This is a genomic window from Flavobacterium tructae (genome assembly GCF_002217475.1).
In the GTDB taxonomy this organism is placed as follows: domain Bacteria; phylum Bacteroidota; class Bacteroidia; order Flavobacteriales; family Flavobacteriaceae; genus Flavobacterium; species Flavobacterium tructae.
Genome location: NZ_MUHH01000043.1, coordinates 1 through 18,282, shown reverse-complemented (window position 1 = coordinate 18,282; position 18,282 = coordinate 1). Strand labels below are relative to the sequence as shown.

Below are 18,282 nucleotides of genomic sequence, written 5' to 3'. Positions count from 1 at the left end.
TTTATTTTTTATAAAAGGTTATTGATTTTACAAATAGCTTCACTTCGTGAAAGAATCTCAATTTTGATTGCCATTCTTTTGTAATTTTCAAATATTGAAAATAAATTTTCGGGGAATAATGGTCTCTTTTCAAAAAATAATCTTTAAATACTGTTTTCTGAATTTTGGTTAGATATTTCTCAAAACCTTGTTTTTCAAAAAAAGAGCCTTGATTTGCAAGAAGTAGTTTGCTTTTTAAATTTAAAAACTGGGCCATTTCATGAAAAGAAAGTAACTCTCTTCGAACAATTTTCATTAAAAGATTTTGAGTTTCGGTGCTTTTTTCGAAACTCAAATGATTGAATAAACTAACTTTAATTTCTGCGGCAGTATTTCTTTGCTGATTATTTCTTTTTTGAGACACTTGCGAATTATGTACGCGATAATCAAGCAAAGCCTCCTGTAAATTGTATAGTTTTCCAACCACTAATATTCTTGTCCAAAGATCATAATCTTCTGCAGGTTCTTTATTTACATCATAAATTAAAGCATGTCTTTCTAAAGTTTCTCTTCGCATCATCACTGTTGGATGACCAATGCAACAATCCTTAAGCATTGCCAATTTTATATCCTCATGACCTTCAGGAACGACGATAATTTTATCCATTCCAATTATTTTAAAGAAAGTTCCGCAAAGGTCTACATCCTGGTTTTTGTCCAAAAAAGCAATTTGTTTCTCAAAACGTTCAGAAAAGCTTACGTCATCGCCATCCATTCTTGCTATATACTCTCCTTTTGCAATACTTAATCCGTAATTCAGACTATTCGTAAGGCCTGAATTTTGAGGTTTTATGATTAATTGTATTCTGGGATCATTATAGTTTTTTATAATTGACACTGTTGAATCTGAAGAAGCATCATCAATTATTATAAATTCAAAATTTGAAAAAGTCTGATTCAAAATACTATCTATTGCTTCCTTTATAAAAGGTTCGCAATTGTATACAGGCATCAAAACTGTGATTTTAGGATTAATAGAGATAATCATTCTTATTTTGAAAGTATTTCTTCTACGGTTTTTATATTTTTTACAATATCTCTATTATCCACAACATTTTGAAATTGTCTGTCTGAAATTGACTTTGCAATTTTTTCATTATACAAAATAGCCTTACTTGCTTCAACAAATAACAATATATCTTTATAATGCGGATAAACAACTTCCAACATATTTATCTGATTATTCTCTCCTACGAAAAAGTCCCAAAAAATCTGGGGTGTACCTGTTAAGCAAGCATCTAACCCAGCATATCCTCCAGGAATATTATTATATCCCTGAAACCATATTAAATCCAATTTTTCATCTAAAATTGTCTGTTTCATGTCAGACTGATGTCCTCTAAATGATACTTTATCCTTAAGACCAAGGTGATTAATGTAACGATCATATTCTGCTTGTTTAAAATCTCCAATTCCAAATATATGTAATTCAATATTTACACCCTGACTTATCAATATTTGATAAGCATATAAAAATGGATCTAATGGTTTATCTTTATGTAACCTCGTAAAAATCCCGATTCTTTTTATTTCATTATTATCCTTAAAATTCCATTTTTTGTATATATCAGAGATGTTCAGACTTAATGGCATATGTTGATAAGTATAATCTTTGAAACCCTGAAACTCAAATTCTACTTGTTCTAAATCATCAAATACACTAATAAAAGAATACTTGTTGTCTTTACTGAAGTTCCTGTAATTTTCCGATTGAAATCGAAAACTCATTACAAAAATAATTACTGTCTGAAAGAAATCATGTGGTATAAAAGTCGCTAAATATTGATACACATATTCCCCCATAAAGACAACCTTATCAAAATCATTTAATAAAGTTGCTATGCTTTTATTATTCTTTAAGCTAGTCCTTTTTTTAAAAAAATTTCTCGATACTTTATTTAAAACTTTATAAGCCATTGATTTATTGGGCTTGTTAAAGTAATCATCCAAAAAAATAACTTTCGATCCAAGTTCTAAATGTTTTTCGTAAAAATAATCGGACAGATCTGCTCTTGTATTTAATGGTGTTAAACTTAAAATAGTAATATCAAATTTACTCCTGTCCAACGATGTATCAAACTCGTACATTTCCCGTTGAGCTCCGTTATGATAAAAATCTGAAACTAAAAATATTATTTTAATCTTGTTCATTCTTAATCGTACTAATTATTAATTCAATATCCGTAGTCGATAATTCATAATACATTGGCAATCGCAATAAATTTTCTGAATAATAATTACTCCACATTAAATCTTCACCTGAATGCTTATTTTTATAAAAAGGGCTTTTATGTAAGCTCAAATAATGAAAAACTGAAAGGATGTTTTTGCTCTTTAGTCTTTTTATACAGTTTGCTCTTTTTTCTGTTGAGTCAAAAACCAAATAGAACATATGAGCATTATTTGTAGCAAAGTCTGGTATTTGTGGTAATTTAAAATTACAATTTGCTGTAATTTCTTTTAACCCCTCAAAATACTGCAACCAATTTTTTTTTCTTTTATCCTGAATAATTTTTAAATGCTCAATCTGCGCCCATAAAAATGCGGAAATAATTTCTGAGGGTAAAAAAGAAGATCCGATATCAACCCAACCGTACTTGTCAACTTCTCCTTTAAAAAAGGCCGTTCTATTTGTTCCCTTCTCCCAAATTATTTCTGCCCGATCTGCAAATTTCATATCATTAATAACCAACATCCCGCCTTCTCCTGAAATTATATTTTTAGTTTCATGAAAAGAGAAAGCTGCTAAATGTCCTATAGAACCCAATGCCTTTTTTAACCCATTTCTAAAAGTATAGAAACTATCAATAGCTTGTGCAGCATCTTCTATAACAAATAAATTATAGCGATTTGCTAAATCCATAATAGCTTCCATATCGCAAGCAATTCCTGCATAATGCACTACAACAATTGCTTTAGTTTTGGGCGTTATTAAAGATTCTATTCTTTCCACATCAATATTGGGATTTATGGAGCTAGAATCTGCAAAGATTATCTTCGCTCCTCTTAAGACAAATGCATTTGCTGTAGAAACAAAAGTATAGGATGGAATAATAACTTCATCATCAGGCTTAGTATCTATTAAAATAGCAGCCATTTCAAGAGCATCTGTACATGAAGTTGTTAACAAACATTTATTAAAACCATAATTTTTCTCAAAAAATTGCTGACACAATTTAGTGTATTTACCGTTCCCAGATATTTTACCAGAAGCCACTGCATCAGTTATATAATATGTTTCTTTGCCAGATAGATAAGGCTTATTAAAAGGAATGCTCATAACATTTTAACTCTAAGCAAATTGAACCTTACTTCTTCTCTAGAATCAAGATAAATAGCTTTTTCTATTTTTAAAATTCCTTCTCCGCAAATTACTAATGGCTTATTCTCTAATATCTGAAAAATTTTCCCCGGCACACGATTTATAATTTTTAAATCTTGTGTTTCTGTCACCTCTAAAATTTTTATTTCTTTACCATCATAAATTGCTGAAGCAAAATTATATGGAAAACCTACAGCATTAACAAATCTTTCAATTCTGGATGAACTCTCGCTCCAATTAATTCTATAATCATCATTATTTCTCCATAAACTATAAGTAGCTTCGTTTTCATCTTGAACTCTTCGTGATAAATCCTTATTAATATAATTAATTATAATCTTATACATTAATACTGAATACAACTCACTAACATAATCAATTGCTTTTTCAATTTTTATTGGGTACTTAATCTCTATAATTTCCTGACCAACAATATCCCCTGAATCCATTTTTTCATTTGCTATTAATGCAGTTACTCCGATCTCAGTATCCCCTTCTATTAATGCAGTTACCAGAGGATTGAACCCTCTATATTTTGGCAGCAATGCGTCATGAAAAACAATAATCTTATTTAGGTTTTCGTGCATTAGCCATCTCCAGCCAACAGCAAAAATTATATCAACATTACTATCATCTTCAAAAAAACTTCTTTCAAAAAATTTTATGTTATTTCTGGAACATAGATCATATATGTCTTTAAAATAATCCTCTAGAATAGAGTTGTCTCTAGAACAAACAACATATTTTATATCAAAACTACCTTTTTTTTCTAATATAAAATCCAAGCTTTTAAATCCTTTTTTTCCCATTAAAAAAAGGCCAATATTACAAATACTACTCATTATTTAGCGCTTTTAATATTTACACCATGGTAATTGAGGTCTAATAAAGCCGTTAACTTTTCCTAAGTATCCTGACTCTCTTTTAGTATCTTTGATCTCAAATGTTAATAATTCTGTATCTTGAAAAAGCATATTCATACTATTTGTGTGGATATACATATGGATCTGATAAACATCATCATTTAAGAAATTGCCGGGGATACTACACTTTAAAGAAGTAATTTGATTTATATCGCATTCAAAATTCTTCATTGAGCTAAATACAACATCCCCTTTTATAGTTCTTAAATCATAACCTACAAAAATTTCATCCTTATCTGTTTGATTAATAATTTTTATTTTAAATTCTATAGCTGATGTAACATCTATTACATCCTCAACATTATCTCCTGAAACGTTTTCAATTGAAGCAAAAAGAATACGTATATGATTATTACCTTTGGCTTTTTCGATTGTATCAAAACTGATATTACGTTTAGAAAAAGAGGCACTTTTTAAATAATCCGAAATGACTTTAGTTGGATTTCCATTACCGCAAATTCTACCATACTCCATACTAATAACCCGAGTACATAATGTTTCAATTGCTGCCATATTATGACTCACAAACAAAACAGTCCTGCCGCCTTCACGCGATATATCCTGCATTTTACCTATAGCTTTTTTCTGAAATTCGGCATCTCCAACTGCCAAAACCTCATCAACTACCAAAATTTCAGGCTCCAAAAATGCCGCTACCGCAAAGGCCAAGCGCACTGTCATTCCAGAGCTATATCTTTTTACAGGGGTATCTATGTAACGTTCACAACCTGAGAACTCAATTATTTCAGCTAATTTTGACGAAATTTCCTTTTTGGTCATTCCCAGAATAGCACCGTTCAGGAAGATATTTTCCCTTCCTGTCATTTCTCCATTGAAACCAGTTCCTACTTCAAGTAGTGAAGCAATACGGCCACGAGATTTGATACTTCCGGTAGTTGGAGCTGTTACTTTTGAAAGTATCTTTAAAAGTGTTGATTTTCCCGCTCCGTTTTTACCAATAATTCCGAGAACTTCTCCTCGTTCAACTTCAAAATTAATGTCTTGCAGTGCCCAGACATAATCTGAATTTCCTTTTGTGGAACGATCATTTGTATCCCCAATTTTTAAATAAGGATTGTCTTTACCTCTAATCTTATGCCACCAACGATTAATGTCATGACTTAAGGTTCCAGTACCTACTTGTCCTAAACGATATTGTTTAGAAATGTTCTCGGCCTTTAATATTATATCTCTTTTCAAAATTGCAAATGAAAAATCAGTAATTAAACAGTATCTATAAAACTTTTCTCCGTTTTATTAAAAACCAAAAGTCCAATAAAAAAAACTGTTATAGTGACAACTAAAGTATACGCTAATCCTAAAATCGAAATTTCCCCAACATTCAATAACATGAAACGGGCAGTCTCAATAATATAAGCTAACGGGTTATATTCGACGAGCCAACCGTAACTGGGTAATTTATCTTTAATAAGCTCCATAGGATACATCACTGCTGATAAATACATCAATAATTGTATACCAAAACCAATTAAATGACTAAAGTCGCGATATTTTGTTACCATTGCTGAAATAAGCATTCCAAGGCCTAATCCTAAAATCCCCATTATGATTATTAAAACCGGGAAAACTAAAACAAGACCATTAAAACTTAAATCAGCTCCTTGAAAATAGTAGAAAATATAGAATCCAATAAAAATTAAAAATTGTATTCCAAACTTTACAAGATTTGAAATTACAACGGACAGAGGAGTAATGATTCTGGGAAAATATACTTTTCCAAAAATTGCGGCATTAGCCTTAAAAGTATCTGATGTCCCGGTAAGACAAGCAGTAAAATAATTCCAAACTGTTATTCCCGCCAGATTAAATAAAAATGGAGGAACCGCTCCTGTGTTAATCCCAGCAACATTATTAAATATTATTGTAAAAGTTATTGAAGTAAACAATGGCTGAATCAGATACCAAAGCGGGCCTAAAACAGTTTGCTTATAAACCGTGATTACGTCACGTTTTACGAAAAGAAATAATAAGTCACGATACTGCCAAACTTCTTTTAAATTTAACGAGAAAAACTTATTTTTAGGTGTTATTTCAAACAACCAATCATTGGGGCTATTGTTGTTCATTTAATAATTGCTACAAACACATTGCAGCTAAATTTTTGATAAAACTATTTTCTAAAACTCACTTTTTCCTTTAATTGCGGCCAATCAATAGATAATTAACAGGATTATTATTCGGTTAAAAACGTTCAAAAAAGCAAAAAAGGCGTTTTTGAAAAAACACCTTTTAATATCTTAAAATTAAATCCTAATTCAAATAAAGTCAATTTATTTATCCAGAACTTCAAAAGTAGAATTCATGCTTTTAAATTCAGGAACAATTTTCTTCATTTTGGCTACAATATCTTCATTATCATAAAAATCAGCTATACCAATAAGTTCATCAATCTCGATATGCAGATTCTCGTACTCGTCCTGAATTTCCTGAGCGATCATAATTTTATTGTGATACGTTGGTAAAGTTTTAGAAGTATCGTTTAACAACTCTTCATAAAGCTTCTCTCCAGGTCTAAGACCAACCACTTTAATCTTTATTTCTTTATCAGGAATAAAGCCCGCAAGTTTAATCATTTTCTTAGCCAGATCGATAATTTTTACAGGTTTACCCATATCGAAAATATAAATCTCGCCTCCATTCCCCATTGCTCCGGCTTCTAAAACTAACTGACAAGCTTCGGGAATAGTCATAAAATAACGAATAATATCCTGATGCGTTATTGTGACCGGGCCACCTTCTGCAATCTGTTTCGTAAACAAAGGAACTACTGATCCATTTGAACCTAAAACGTTTCCAAAACGTGTTGTGATAAATTTGGTTACACTCTCACCACCATTCTCTCTCTGATTTTTCAGGAATAGAGATTGAACATACTTTTCAGCAATCCTTTTACTCGCTCCCATTACATTACTAGGATTCACAGCTTTATCAGTCGAAACCATGACAAACTTTTTGACATGATACTTACAGGATAAATCTGCTAAATTCTTAGTTCCTTTAATATTGGTATGAATAGCCTGTGCCGGATTTTCTTCCATTAATGGAACATGTTTGTATGCGGCGGCATGAAAAACAACATGTGGATTATAATTTTTGAAAACTTTTTCCAAAGCTTTTTTACTTCTAACATCAGCAACTACAGCTATAATTTTTGATTCGGAACCAAATGTTGCGGTTTCCAAACACAAATTATGAAGCGGCGTTTCGGCATGATCCAAAATAACAACCATTTTGGGATTAAAACCTAGAACCTGTCTAACAATTTCACTCCCTATAGATCCTGCTGCACCAGTAATTAAAACCGTTTTATCTTTTAATTGTTTCGAAATTGACTTACTGTCGAGAACAATAGGTTTTCTTTCTAATAAATCTTCAATCTGAATATTTTTTACTTTTTGAGAAATCTCTTTTTGGTTCTCCCAATCCGAAATCAGCGGAACAGTATATACTCTATAATTAAACTCTAAACACTGGTCTACAATAATTAATTGTTCGTCTTTAGACAAACTTTTATCAGCAATAATAACACCTTCTGCAGCTACAGAACGCATTAAGGCCGGTAATTTTTTTCTTAAAATCAAAATCGGCAGATCCAACATTCGCTTAGATGCATTCTGATTGTTTTTGTCAACAAATCCAACAATTTTAAATCTCGAAGGAGTTTCAAACTTCAACGCATTGGCAACAGAAATTGCATTGGCATCTGTTCCATAAATTACAGTTCGGATTAACTTTGTGGTTGTTTTTTCAGAGAAATACAATTCAAATGTCTGCTTTACGATCACACGATATAGAAACAATCCACAGAATGACAATACCAAATTAATAAAAAGAGCAGTGTTTAAAAACGCTTTATGTCCTGTATATAGTTCAAAAACTAAATTAAAAAACAAGAAAAACACCAAAACTGACATTTGAGAAAACAGTAATTTTATAGCGTCTATATATGAAGAGTGTCGTATAATACCAGAGTATGTTCTAAACAACCAAAAGAAAAATATATTGATACCTATTAAACTCGAGACGAAAAAAGACTGATGTGAGGTAACAATATAGCCTAATGCCGTTCCTTCAAACAGCATATAGGTAAAAGTAAACGAGAAGATCAACACCATTATATCAATGGCAATAATGATCCACCTAGGCAAATAACTTAGGTTATTAATACTAGCTCGCAAGTTTCTTGGTGAGAAAGAATTATGCAATATAGAAGCTATTTTGGTTGATTTATCAGTATCCAATTCTGGTTTCGTTTGATTTTGTAAACTTTGTATAGCCTACAAAGGTACAAATTAAAGGTTTTAAAAAATTATTCCCCTATATAAATTAGATTTTAACACCTTTTTTCTTTTGTCTTAAAAATTCTAACAAATATGTTCCATATCCTGATTTCACTAAAGGCAATGCAAGTTCCTCTAATTGAGCATCATTAATAAACCCTTGTCGCCAAGCAATTTCCTCAATACAACCCACTTTTAAACCTTGTCTTTCCTCAAGTACCTGCACAAATTGGCCAGCCTGCATCAAACTATTGAAAGTCCCTGTATCTAGCCAAGCCGTTCCTCTGCTTAAAATACCAACTTTCAATTTTCCTTTTTCAAGATAAACCTTATTCACATCAGTAATTTCGTATTCGCCACGGGCACTAGGTTTAATATTCTTAGCAATTTCTACAACCGAATTATCATAAAAATATAATCCCGGAACGGCATAATTTGATTTTGGTTCGAGAGGTTTTTCTTCAATAGAAACAGCCTTCTTATTCTCATCAAATTCAACCACTCCATATCTTTCAGGATCTGAAACATGGTAAGCAAAAACAACGCCTCCTTCAGGGTCTGCATTATCTTTTAATAATTGTTGCATATTTGTTCCGAAAAAGATATTATCTCCAAGAACTAATGCCACTTTATCATTACCAATAAAGTCTTCCCCAATTACAAAAGCCTGAGCTAGTCCATTAGGATCTGGTTGCTCTTCATAGCTAAATTTACATCCAATTGCACTCCCATCACCTAAGAGCTTCTTAAAATTTGGCAAATCATGCGGCGTTGAAATTATCAAAATTTCATTAATTCCAGCCATCATCAATGTTGACAAAGGATAATAGATCATCGGTTTATCGTAAACAGGCATCATCTGCTTGCTCATGGCAAGTGTTAAAGGATGCAAACGGGTGCCAGAGCCTCCTGCTAATATAATTCCTTTCATAAATCTTTAATTTTAGATTTTAGATTTTAGATTTTAGACTCTGATTACTCAAAACGCCAAAAATTCTAATGTTAGATTTTTAAACAAACATTTTTTTTAAACTTTCCTTATAATTTGGTACATCTAAATTATAAATAGTTTTGATTTTTTTCTTATCCAATAATGAAAAGTTTGGTCGCTTTGCTGGAGTTGGGTAAGATGACGATGGAATCCCTCCTACTTTACAGTTATAAACACCAAATTCTTTAATACTTAACGCAAATTCGTACCAGCTAATTTCTCCTTCATTTGAATAATTATAAATCCCTGGAATCCATTTTGAAGATTCAAGAATATTTACCATTGCTTGAGCTAAATCTGCAGCATAAGTTGGTGAGCCAACCTGATCATTAACCACGTTAATCTCTTCTCTTTCCTGCATTAAACGTTGCATCGTTTTTACAAAATTATTTCCGAATTTGCTATAAACCCATGAAGTTCTAATAATAATTGAATTAGGGCATTCTTTTATACAACAATTTTCTCCAGCTAATTTACTTTCTCCATAAACATTTACCGGATTCGTTTCTGCCTCCTCATCTAAAGCAACTGATGAAGTTCCATCAAATACATAATCAGTAGAAACATGAATCAGCTGTGTGTTATTCTCTTTAGCATATTTAGCAATTAATTCTACAGCTTTATTATTAACAATAAATGCTAACTCTTTTTCATTTTCGGCTTTGTCTACCGCCGTATAGGCACCACAATTAAATATGACATCTGGACTAATTTTATTTAATTGAAATTGCAATAATTCTAAATTATCTAAAGTCGCTTTTGTACGGTCAGCAAAAATCCATTTGTATTGAGAATAAGAAGTAGATAAAACTGAAAGTTCAGATCCTAACTGTCCGGTTGCTCCTGTTACAAGAATCTTTTTCATTAAAATAAACTATTACAATTTTCAATAAAAGGAAGTATTTGATCTTTTTCAGAAACGATGGCTTCTTTTAAATCCATCCCCCAATCAATATTTAAAGATGGGTCGTCAAATTTAATTCCTCCTTCGGAAGCTTTATTATAAAACTGATCACATTTATACATCACCGATGCTGTTTCGCTTATCACAGAGAATCCGTGAGCAAAACCTTGAGGAACTAATAGCTGTTTTTTATTTTCTGCTGATAATAAAACACTGAACGATTTTCCGTAAGTTGGTGAATCTTTTCTCAAATCTACTGCAATATCAATAATTTCGCCTTCCAAAACACGAACTAGTTTTGTTTGAGCAAACGGAGGGTTCTGATAATGTAAACCTCTCAAAGTTCCTTTTTTTGAAAAGGACTGATTGTCCTGAACGAATTCAATATCAATTCCTAAGTCCTCAAATTTAGTTTTACTATAAGACTCAAAAAAGTAACCTCTTTCATCTCCAAAAACTGTTGGTTCTACAATTACTAAATCTTTTATAAATGTCTCTTCGATTTTCATTTTTATATTAAATTCTTTAAACTAAATTATTTTTTAAAAATAACATTTATGACTTCCTCAATTCTATTTTTATTTTCAATTGTAAGATTTGATCCTGAAGGTAAACATAATCCCTTTTCAAACAAATCTTCTGCAATTTTATTTCCATAATATGGGTACTTTTCAAAAATAGGTTGCAAATGCAATGGCTTCCAAAGTGGACGACTTTCAATATTTTCCTTTTCAAAAGCCAACCGTAAGCTTTCTTTATTCCTATTATTTTTAAAATCAGGCTCTATCAAAATGGTATTTAACCAATAATTTGACAAATAATCATCATCATGAACTTCGAAAAGTTCAACACTGTCAATTGAGCTAAAGATATTTTTATAAAAGTTATGATTTATAACTTTTGACCCAATATTTGCCTCCAAGTTTTTGATTTGCCCTAGACCAATACCTGCACAAATGTTACTCATCCTATAATTATAACCTATCTCAATATGCTGATAATGAACCGCTTTTTCTTTTGACTGAGTTGCATAAAAAATAGCCCGTTCTTTTGTCTCATTGGAATTAGAAATTAATGCCCCTCCGCTCGAAGTAGTAATAATTTTGCTTCCATTAAAGGATAAAACTCCAAAACTGCCAAAACTGCCACATTTTTTCCCCTTGTAAGAGCTCCCCAGCGCTTCTGCACTATCTTCTATAACAGGTATTTCATAATGATCAGCTACTGCATGAACTTCATCAACTTTATAAGGAGTACCATATAAATGAACTGCAATTATTGCCTTGGGTTTCTTTCCTTTTTTTATCCTATCTTTTATTGCCATATCTAGAATTTGTGGGCAAATATTCCAGGTATCGCTTTCGCTATCAATAAAAATAGGCCTTGCGCCTTGATACAAAATAGGATTAGCTGATGCCGAGAATGTCATGGTCTGGCAAATTACCTCATCATCTCTTTTAACACCTAATAAAATCAATGCTAGATGAATTGCAGACGTCCCTGAGTTTAATGCTGTTACAAATGATTCGTTTTTGTAATAATTTTCAAGGTTATGCTCAAACTCTTCAACATTTGGTCCCCCAGAAGTAATCCAATTTGTCTGTAATGCTTTTTGAATATATTCATTCTCAAAGCCAGTCTGCTGTGACAATGATAAATGAATCCTTTTTCTATCCATCTATAGACCAATAATCTGAAGGATAACGAATATCATCCTCATTTACATTAGACAATGGTAAAGTAGAGAACGATATCAATTTTGAACCTTCTTCTAAGGATTCAATAGCATTTGCGTAACCTGCCGGAATATGAACTATTTTACTATCAAATTCCGAAACAATGACCGTTTCAATAACTAAATCTTTAGAAGGATTATCCCAATTATCAATTTTAATAAAATGAATCTTAAAAGATCCACTTAAACAATAAAAGTTTTTAATATCCAGTTTATGTCCTTGCCATGCCCGTATTGGATTTTCTGTTGAATTGCTAATAATATAAAATCTTTCAATATCTCTGAAAGTAAATTCATTTACATAAGAAATACTCCCGCGATGATCTCTAAAATTACCTCCTTGAATTATCTTTGGCTTCATGATTTCAATTTTAAATCACTCTTTCTAAGTAAATAAAACTTGGAAGAGTAGATCAAAAGTAAAGGAATTATAACAATTACAAACAGAAACCAATCCTGTACTTTCTGATATAAGAATATAACCAAGATTGAAATTACAATTTGCATTAATGCATAGTACAACGAAACTAATCTATGCTGAATCTTATATTCATTACTCAATACCTGATAAAGATGCAGTCGATGTGCTTCAAAGATATTCTGCTTTAAATACAAACGATGGCTAATTGTACAAATAGCATCAACGCCATAAACCGCCAAAAATAAAAGCCAAATTAGAGAATTTGTGTTCAGAATAAGTTTTAAAAGCAGATAGATTATCCAAAATGCTATAGCAATACTTCCTACATCACCGGCAAAACATTTTGCTTTTTTTCTATAATTAAAAAATAAAAAAACTAAACTCGCAACCATGATATATTTTATAAAACTTTCATCAGTAAAAAGCTGAATTTTTGTATTAACATATAGTAATGATCCCATCACAACTAAACTGTACAAGCCTGTGATACCATTAATGCCATCCATAAAATTATAAGCATTTATAAGTCCAATGGCTAAAACATAAGCGATCAAAACTCCCCAAATTGGCAATAAATGAAACAGATTTAGATCGTAAAAAATCAAACTGATCGCGAAAAAATGTACTCCAACTCTAATCTTATTAGATAAACTTTGAATATCATCCCAGAAACTAACTAAACTAACTAAAGTAATCCCTGTTAAGAAATAAAAGCTACTCTGAATATGTTGACTAAAATACAGTAAGGCCGAAATCCAGAAAATTATTCCTCCTCCTCTTAAAGTTATATCTCTATGCGAACTTCTTTCGTTTGGTTTGTCAATAATATTAAAACGCTTTGCTACTTTAAAATAAATTAACATTAAAACCATTAAAATAGCTCCAAGTATTGAATATTGCATATTTATCTATGACATTTTTTATTTACAATTATCCTCACTATCTAAATCCTCATTTTTTAGATAATCTAGTACATTCTGAGGTTTCCAATTTAATAATTCTCTAGCTTTGCTATCATCAAATGTTAAATCCGAAGTTATTTTCATTATTTTCAAAGAATTAATAGGAGCTTTTTCACCTATTAAATCACCTATTTTACCTAGTAGCTTTGCAATAAAGACAGGTAAACTAAAAAAACCTCTATTTTTTTTTGAGATAGCCAAACTTAATTCGTAAAAACTAGGATGATAGCCATCAGTAAGATTATATGTACCTCCAATACCAGAAACCGTAGAGATAATCAAAGCTATATCTTTAGTTAAGACCATACTTTTTCGTGCTCCACCCTGACCAATGTTGAAATAATAACCTTTCTTAATTGCCTTTATCATTGCTCCCAAATTACCAGGCGGAGTTTTACCTACTAATAATGGTAATCGCAAAATTGTACAAATAACATGATTATCTTCACACCACCTTTTTACTAAATCTTCAGCTTTTATTTTACTTAATCCATATGGATCTTGTGCATGTAGTGGATGATTTTCACTTATATTAATCCCCGATTCTTGACCATACACAGCAACACTACTTATAAAAACAAATTCTTTTGGAAGGCCAGATCTTTCTAACCCTTTTAAAAGATTTGACGTTCCCTCATAATTAACATCATGAAACTCTTTCTTTTCCTCTAGCGTCGTAGGGATACTGTGAGCCTTACCTGCAGCATGAATAATAACTTTAAAAATATTTTTGAAATCAGGAATTTCGTTTTCTAAAAACACTCTATAGTCCCCAGATTTTCTCGACAATGTAAACACAAAATCATTTACTGAAACTTCTTTTAGAATTGATTTCCCTAAAAAGCCATTCGCTCCTGTTAAAAGTATACTCATTCTAATAAAAACTCTTTAACCAACCCCATTTATTAAAATATATAAAGGCGCTTTCAATAGTGATCCATTTAAATTTTAGTTTCTTGTGTGTAAGTTTTCCAAAATGATGAAAAACATGACATTCAGGATAATAGGCCGTTTCCGATATTTGAAGAAACCTTCTTGTTAAATCTGCATCTTCTAAATACATAAAGATTTTATCATCAAAAAAACCTACTTTTTGCAGAGTTTTTGTTCTTAAGAACATAAAACAACCAGATAAATAAGGTACATTATATATTATCTCATTATAATCTTTATCCTTATATTCATATTTATCCATTCTTTTGTGAAAAAGTTTCTTCAGAAAAAATGGCATAAATCCTCTAGCAAACAAATCAAAAAAAGTAGGATTTGTCTTGCATAAATACTGCAATTTGCCATCTGGATAAGTAACTTTTGGCATTACATGACCAATTTTAGTATTCAAGTCCATAAAGCTACTAAGTTTTTCTAAAGTTCCTTCACAAAAGTATATATCTGGGTTTAAAACTAAATGATAATCAGAACCTAAATCAAAGGCTTTTTGAATTGCTATGTTATGAGAAGCTCCAAATCCAGGATTTGATGGATTATGAAAATACTCAATCCTAGGATCTGAAGCTAGTACTTTTAACTTATCTGTTTCTGAGTTATCAATCAAATATAATCTAACATTCAAATTGGTGGCAAGAAACGAACAGATTGCTTCTTCTAACATATTAATATCATTATTATATAAAACGATACAAGAAGTTATTATTGTTTTCAAAATAAAAAATTAATTAACTTTAAATAAATTACTAATCATAATATCATTTAGTTTATAAATCATCTTTTTCTCATACTGAGATAAAAATGCAGTATCAACAACAAAATTATTTGATAAAGCTTTTTGCAATGCCTCCAAAAGCTCTTCTTTATTTCCTAATTCAAAAAAAAATATGTTATTTGTCTCAAACTCCAAAAACGCTGGTATTTTTGAGGCAACAACAAAAGTTCCGCTCCTTATCGACTCCAAAACTGGTAAACCAAAACCTTCATATGTAGACGGAAATACAAAAGCAATCGTCGTTTTATATAAAGCACTTAAATCTTCATCTGTAATAATTCCAGTTGCAATAACATTATTAGAGTTTTGATGTCCTTTCCCCGCCAAAACTAAAGGAGGCAAACCAGGTGTAGTATTAAAAATCTCAATTAAAAAATTAATATTTTTATGAGGTCTATTATTTCCACAATAAAAGTAAAATCCTCTATCCAAAAGATCATATTTTCTTAAAACAGATAAATCATTACTTACAGCAATACTTGAATCTTCAGGTATATGAAAAGAGTTAAAACCAAAGGTATCAAAGACATCTTTCTTTGTAGTTTCTGATACTGAAACAATTAAATCTGCATTTAGCAATGTTTTCTTTACGATAAAATCAAAATAATATATTTTAAACTTATTTAAAATCAGATTATTTCCAAAAAAGTCCTTTACGAATCGATACATTAAATCATGAACAGTTACTACAACTTTAACTTTATTATTTTTTTTATAAAATCCAGAATAAAAAGGAATATGAAACAAGTCCAGTTTCAAATTATTTAAAAATTTTGAAAAGAAAAAAAAATGAAATATATTATAAGGTTTAAGTTCAGTATAAACAATACTAGATTTATTAAAAACAAATTTTTTATCGTTAGTAATCAAAAAAACATTTTCGGAACCAAACTTATTTATATAATAATCAATCAAAAATTCTGTATACCTTGATATACCAGTATTTTGAATTTTATTTATAAGCCTGCAATCAATTCCTATTTTCATTTATACTTTATTTTAAATTTTAGGTTCATTTAAAACTTCTCTCTTATCGAGATCAAACTTAAATCTAAATATCAAAACTAATAAGAATTGAAAAATAATTTTTATTAAAAAAAGATCTATTCCATGTCGTAAAAAATGGATAAAATTGAGAGAAATTACAAGTATTCCGTACGCTCCAATTGTTCGAATCATCAGTTTAATAAGAACAAAAACAAAAATCGAATATAAAATTATACCCACAGCAGTAAATTGGGTAACTGATCTAAAAAACATTAATGGATGAAACGCTAAATTATATCCATAAGTATTAATACTATCATTTTCTACCTTTGCCCTCAAAGCATTCAGACCAAAAATAGAAATATCTTTACCCGCAAACTGAATAGATGAAATAACACCTCTAAACTCCATGAGAGAAGAAAAAAGATCAATTTCTGCAAAATCCCCCCTTGAAAGATTTATAACAAAAACAAAAAGAACTGAGACTACTAAGATTAGTCCTAAATGCAAGAATTTAACTTTGAAAGAATGATAATCTGCTAAAAAAATCAAAATAGTCACTAAAGATATAAAATACTGCTTACCCATAAAAAGGACATCAATGATGCAAAAAAGTACAAAAATTGCGATAATAATCTTTTTACTAGATTTAATAAATTTAAGATAAAATAAGATCAATACTATACCCATCCCCTGTAGAAAAGTAGAACTTAATATCCCTAATAAAGCTCCACGTTCTGTACCAATCAACCTTAAAAAAAAACCCAAAAAAAACAAAAAAATCAAATAGGTTATATATATATTATAACCTGCATTCTCACTAAATTTGCCATAAGCATTAAAACTTGGCACTATAATCCTTTTTTTTAATAATGGCGATAAAAAAAAAGCCACTCCGAGAGTTAATACAACTAAATCAAAATACAATTCTGAGTCAACAAAATCACCTATTAAAAAATCACTACCAATAATTTTACTAATTTCAAAAGGTATGATGCCATACATCATCACCAAAAAAAGCAAAAAAAAGTACGTCTTCTTGTACATTAAATTGTTTTATATAATCTTTCAACATCCCTTGCAAATCTAACTTTATCAAAATAACTTGATAAATCTAATAAATTCTCAAGGTCACAGTTTTTATTTATTTTTTCAGCCATTTGTTCTATACTTTTACATATAGAATTTTCAGATACATAATTTTCTACACCAGGCATCTCTAGTATTGCAATCTTTTTATGGTTATTTTTATAAGCTTCAAGAATACTTAAGGGACACCCTTCATAATCTGAGACAAAAATCATTATAGATTTCTCATCTATATAATCTACCCAATTATTTTTAAATCCTAAAAAATTAAACTTTTTATTATTCTCAAATTCTTTATATTCATTTGAATTAAAATCAACATCTGAAAAAATTTTAAAACTATAATCGCAATTATCTAGATCTAATAGTTTTGATAATTCTAATAATCTGTCAATACGTTTTTGCCTAACTATAAATCTACCTACGAAATATAAATTAATCATTTCCAACTATATTTTTAATTACAATAGATTTCTTTACAGCGCTATATTTTAATTGCCATTCATCAATCAATACCCGTTCACTAATTAAAAGTTTATTAAAAAAAGGAATTAACTTGTGATGAAATCTGTCTTGCATTATTTTTAACTCAGGAAATGGCACATAATCAATCAATTTAAATAATATCATTTTTAATAGTATTTTTTCCAACAAAAAACCATATGGACTTCCTGCTATAATTATAATAGTCACATGACGTTTTCTAAACCTAATCTTTAATAATGTTTTTAATAAAACTAAAAGATTATGATAGCCAAAAATTTGGTTTTCATACGTAAATTTTGAAATTAATTTTTCATTTAATATACAATTGACTTTATAAGGTGCTTTTTCTAAAATTTTTAATGCCATTTTTTCGTGACCACTAAAAACGGTAGATGGGAA

At 30.1% G+C, this 18,282-nt stretch carries 19 protein-coding genes; all 19 read right to left on the bottom strand.

Going from position 1 to position 18,282, the window contains the following annotated elements; all coding sequences use genetic code 11:
- Position 1: 1 nt before the first annotated feature.
- Positions 2–1,027 carry a glycosyltransferase family 2 protein gene (locus B0A80_RS17760; RefSeq protein ID WP_089078166.1) on the bottom strand — a complete coding sequence of 342 codons (1,026 nt, stop codon included), beginning with the start codon at positions 1,025–1,027 and terminating at the stop codon, positions 2–4.
- 2 nt (positions 1,028–1,029) lie between these two features.
- The gene (locus B0A80_RS17755) at positions 1,030–2,190 is read right to left on the bottom strand and encodes a glycosyltransferase family protein (RefSeq protein WP_089078165.1); all 1,161 of its coding nucleotides are present in this window, start codon (positions 2,188–2,190) and stop codon (positions 1,030–1,032) included.
- Complete coding sequence (gene rffA / locus B0A80_RS17750) at positions 2,177–3,319, bottom strand: dTDP-4-amino-4,6-dideoxygalactose transaminase (RefSeq protein ID WP_089078164.1); 1,143 nt, start codon at positions 3,317–3,319, stop codon at positions 2,177–2,179. The genes B0A80_RS17755 and rffA overlap by 14 nt, the downstream gene beginning before the upstream one ends.
- Positions 3,316–4,203, bottom strand: a complete 888-nt coding sequence (locus B0A80_RS17745) for a methionyl-tRNA formyltransferase (protein ID WP_089078163.1) — start codon at positions 4,201–4,203, stop codon at positions 3,316–3,318. The genes rffA and B0A80_RS17745 overlap by 4 nt, the downstream gene beginning before the upstream one ends.
- Before the next feature lie 12 nt (positions 4,204–4,215).
- Positions 4,216–5,484, bottom strand: a complete 1,269-nt coding sequence (locus tag B0A80_RS17740) for an ABC transporter ATP-binding protein (RefSeq protein ID WP_233430768.1) — start codon at positions 5,482–5,484, stop codon at positions 4,216–4,218.
- A gap of 23 nt (positions 5,485–5,507) precedes the next feature.
- Positions 5,508–6,371 (bottom strand): ABC transporter permease, encoded by an 864-nt coding sequence (locus B0A80_RS17735; RefSeq protein WP_089078161.1) that lies wholly within the window; start codon positions 6,369–6,371, stop codon positions 5,508–5,510.
- A gap of 204 nt (positions 6,372–6,575) precedes the next feature.
- Positions 6,576–8,546 (bottom strand): polysaccharide biosynthesis protein, encoded by a 1,971-nt coding sequence (locus B0A80_RS17730; protein WP_089078160.1) that lies wholly within the window; start codon positions 8,544–8,546, stop codon positions 6,576–6,578.
- 85 nt (positions 8,547–8,631) lie between these two features.
- Entirely contained in the window at positions 8,632–9,516 is an 885-nt protein-coding gene (gene rfbA / locus B0A80_RS17725; RefSeq protein WP_089078159.1) for a glucose-1-phosphate thymidylyltransferase RfbA, read from the bottom strand.
- A 79-nt stretch (positions 9,517–9,595) separates the two neighbouring features.
- Complete coding sequence (gene rfbD / locus B0A80_RS17720; protein WP_089078158.1) at positions 9,596–10,441, bottom strand: dTDP-4-dehydrorhamnose reductase; 846 nt, start codon at positions 10,439–10,441, stop codon at positions 9,596–9,598.
- On the bottom strand, positions 10,441–10,989 hold the full coding sequence (gene rfbC, locus B0A80_RS17715) for a dTDP-4-dehydrorhamnose 3,5-epimerase (protein ID WP_089078157.1): 549 nt from the start codon (positions 10,987–10,989) through the stop codon (positions 10,441–10,443). The genes rfbD and rfbC overlap by 1 nt, the downstream gene beginning before the upstream one ends.
- A gap of 26 nt (positions 10,990–11,015) precedes the next feature.
- Positions 11,016–12,158, bottom strand: a complete 1,143-nt coding sequence (locus B0A80_RS17710; protein WP_089078156.1) for a DegT/DnrJ/EryC1/StrS family aminotransferase — start codon at positions 12,156–12,158, stop codon at positions 11,016–11,018.
- Positions 12,151–12,576 carry a WxcM-like domain-containing protein gene (locus tag B0A80_RS17705; protein ID WP_089078155.1) on the bottom strand — a complete coding sequence of 142 codons (426 nt, stop codon included), beginning with the start codon at positions 12,574–12,576 and terminating at the stop codon, positions 12,151–12,153. Before B0A80_RS17705 ends, B0A80_RS17710 begins: the two co-directional genes overlap by 8 nt.
- On the bottom strand, positions 12,573–13,538 hold the full coding sequence (locus tag B0A80_RS17700) for an MraY family glycosyltransferase (protein WP_089078154.1): 966 nt from the start codon (positions 13,536–13,538) through the stop codon (positions 12,573–12,575). The genes B0A80_RS17705 and B0A80_RS17700 overlap by 4 nt, the downstream gene beginning before the upstream one ends.
- Positions 13,539–13,556: 18 nt before the next feature.
- A complete protein-coding gene (locus B0A80_RS17695) occupies positions 13,557–14,471 on the bottom strand; it encodes an NAD-dependent epimerase/dehydratase family protein (protein ID WP_089078153.1) in 915 nt (304 codons plus the stop codon).
- Position 14,472: 1 nt separating this feature from the next.
- Positions 14,473–15,261 carry a glycosyltransferase gene (locus tag B0A80_RS17690; RefSeq protein WP_089078152.1) on the bottom strand — a complete coding sequence of 263 codons (789 nt, stop codon included), beginning with the start codon at positions 15,259–15,261 and terminating at the stop codon, positions 14,473–14,475.
- 9 nt (positions 15,262–15,270) lie between these two features.
- Complete coding sequence (locus B0A80_RS17685; RefSeq protein ID WP_089078151.1) at positions 15,271–16,308, bottom strand: glycosyltransferase family 4 protein; 1,038 nt, start codon at positions 16,306–16,308, stop codon at positions 15,271–15,273.
- A gap of 12 nt (positions 16,309–16,320) precedes the next feature.
- Entirely contained in the window at positions 16,321–17,355 is a 1,035-nt protein-coding gene (locus tag B0A80_RS17680) for a hypothetical protein (protein ID WP_089078150.1), read from the bottom strand.
- A complete protein-coding gene (locus tag B0A80_RS17675; protein ID WP_089078149.1) occupies positions 17,355–17,840 on the bottom strand; it encodes a glycosyltransferase in 486 nt (161 codons plus the stop codon). Before B0A80_RS17675 ends, B0A80_RS17680 begins: the two co-directional genes overlap by 1 nt.
- A partial coding sequence (locus B0A80_RS17670; protein WP_208861493.1) for a hypothetical protein occupies positions 17,833–18,282 on the bottom strand: 450 nt, incomplete at its 5' end. The genes B0A80_RS17670 and B0A80_RS17675, both read right to left, overlap by 8 nt.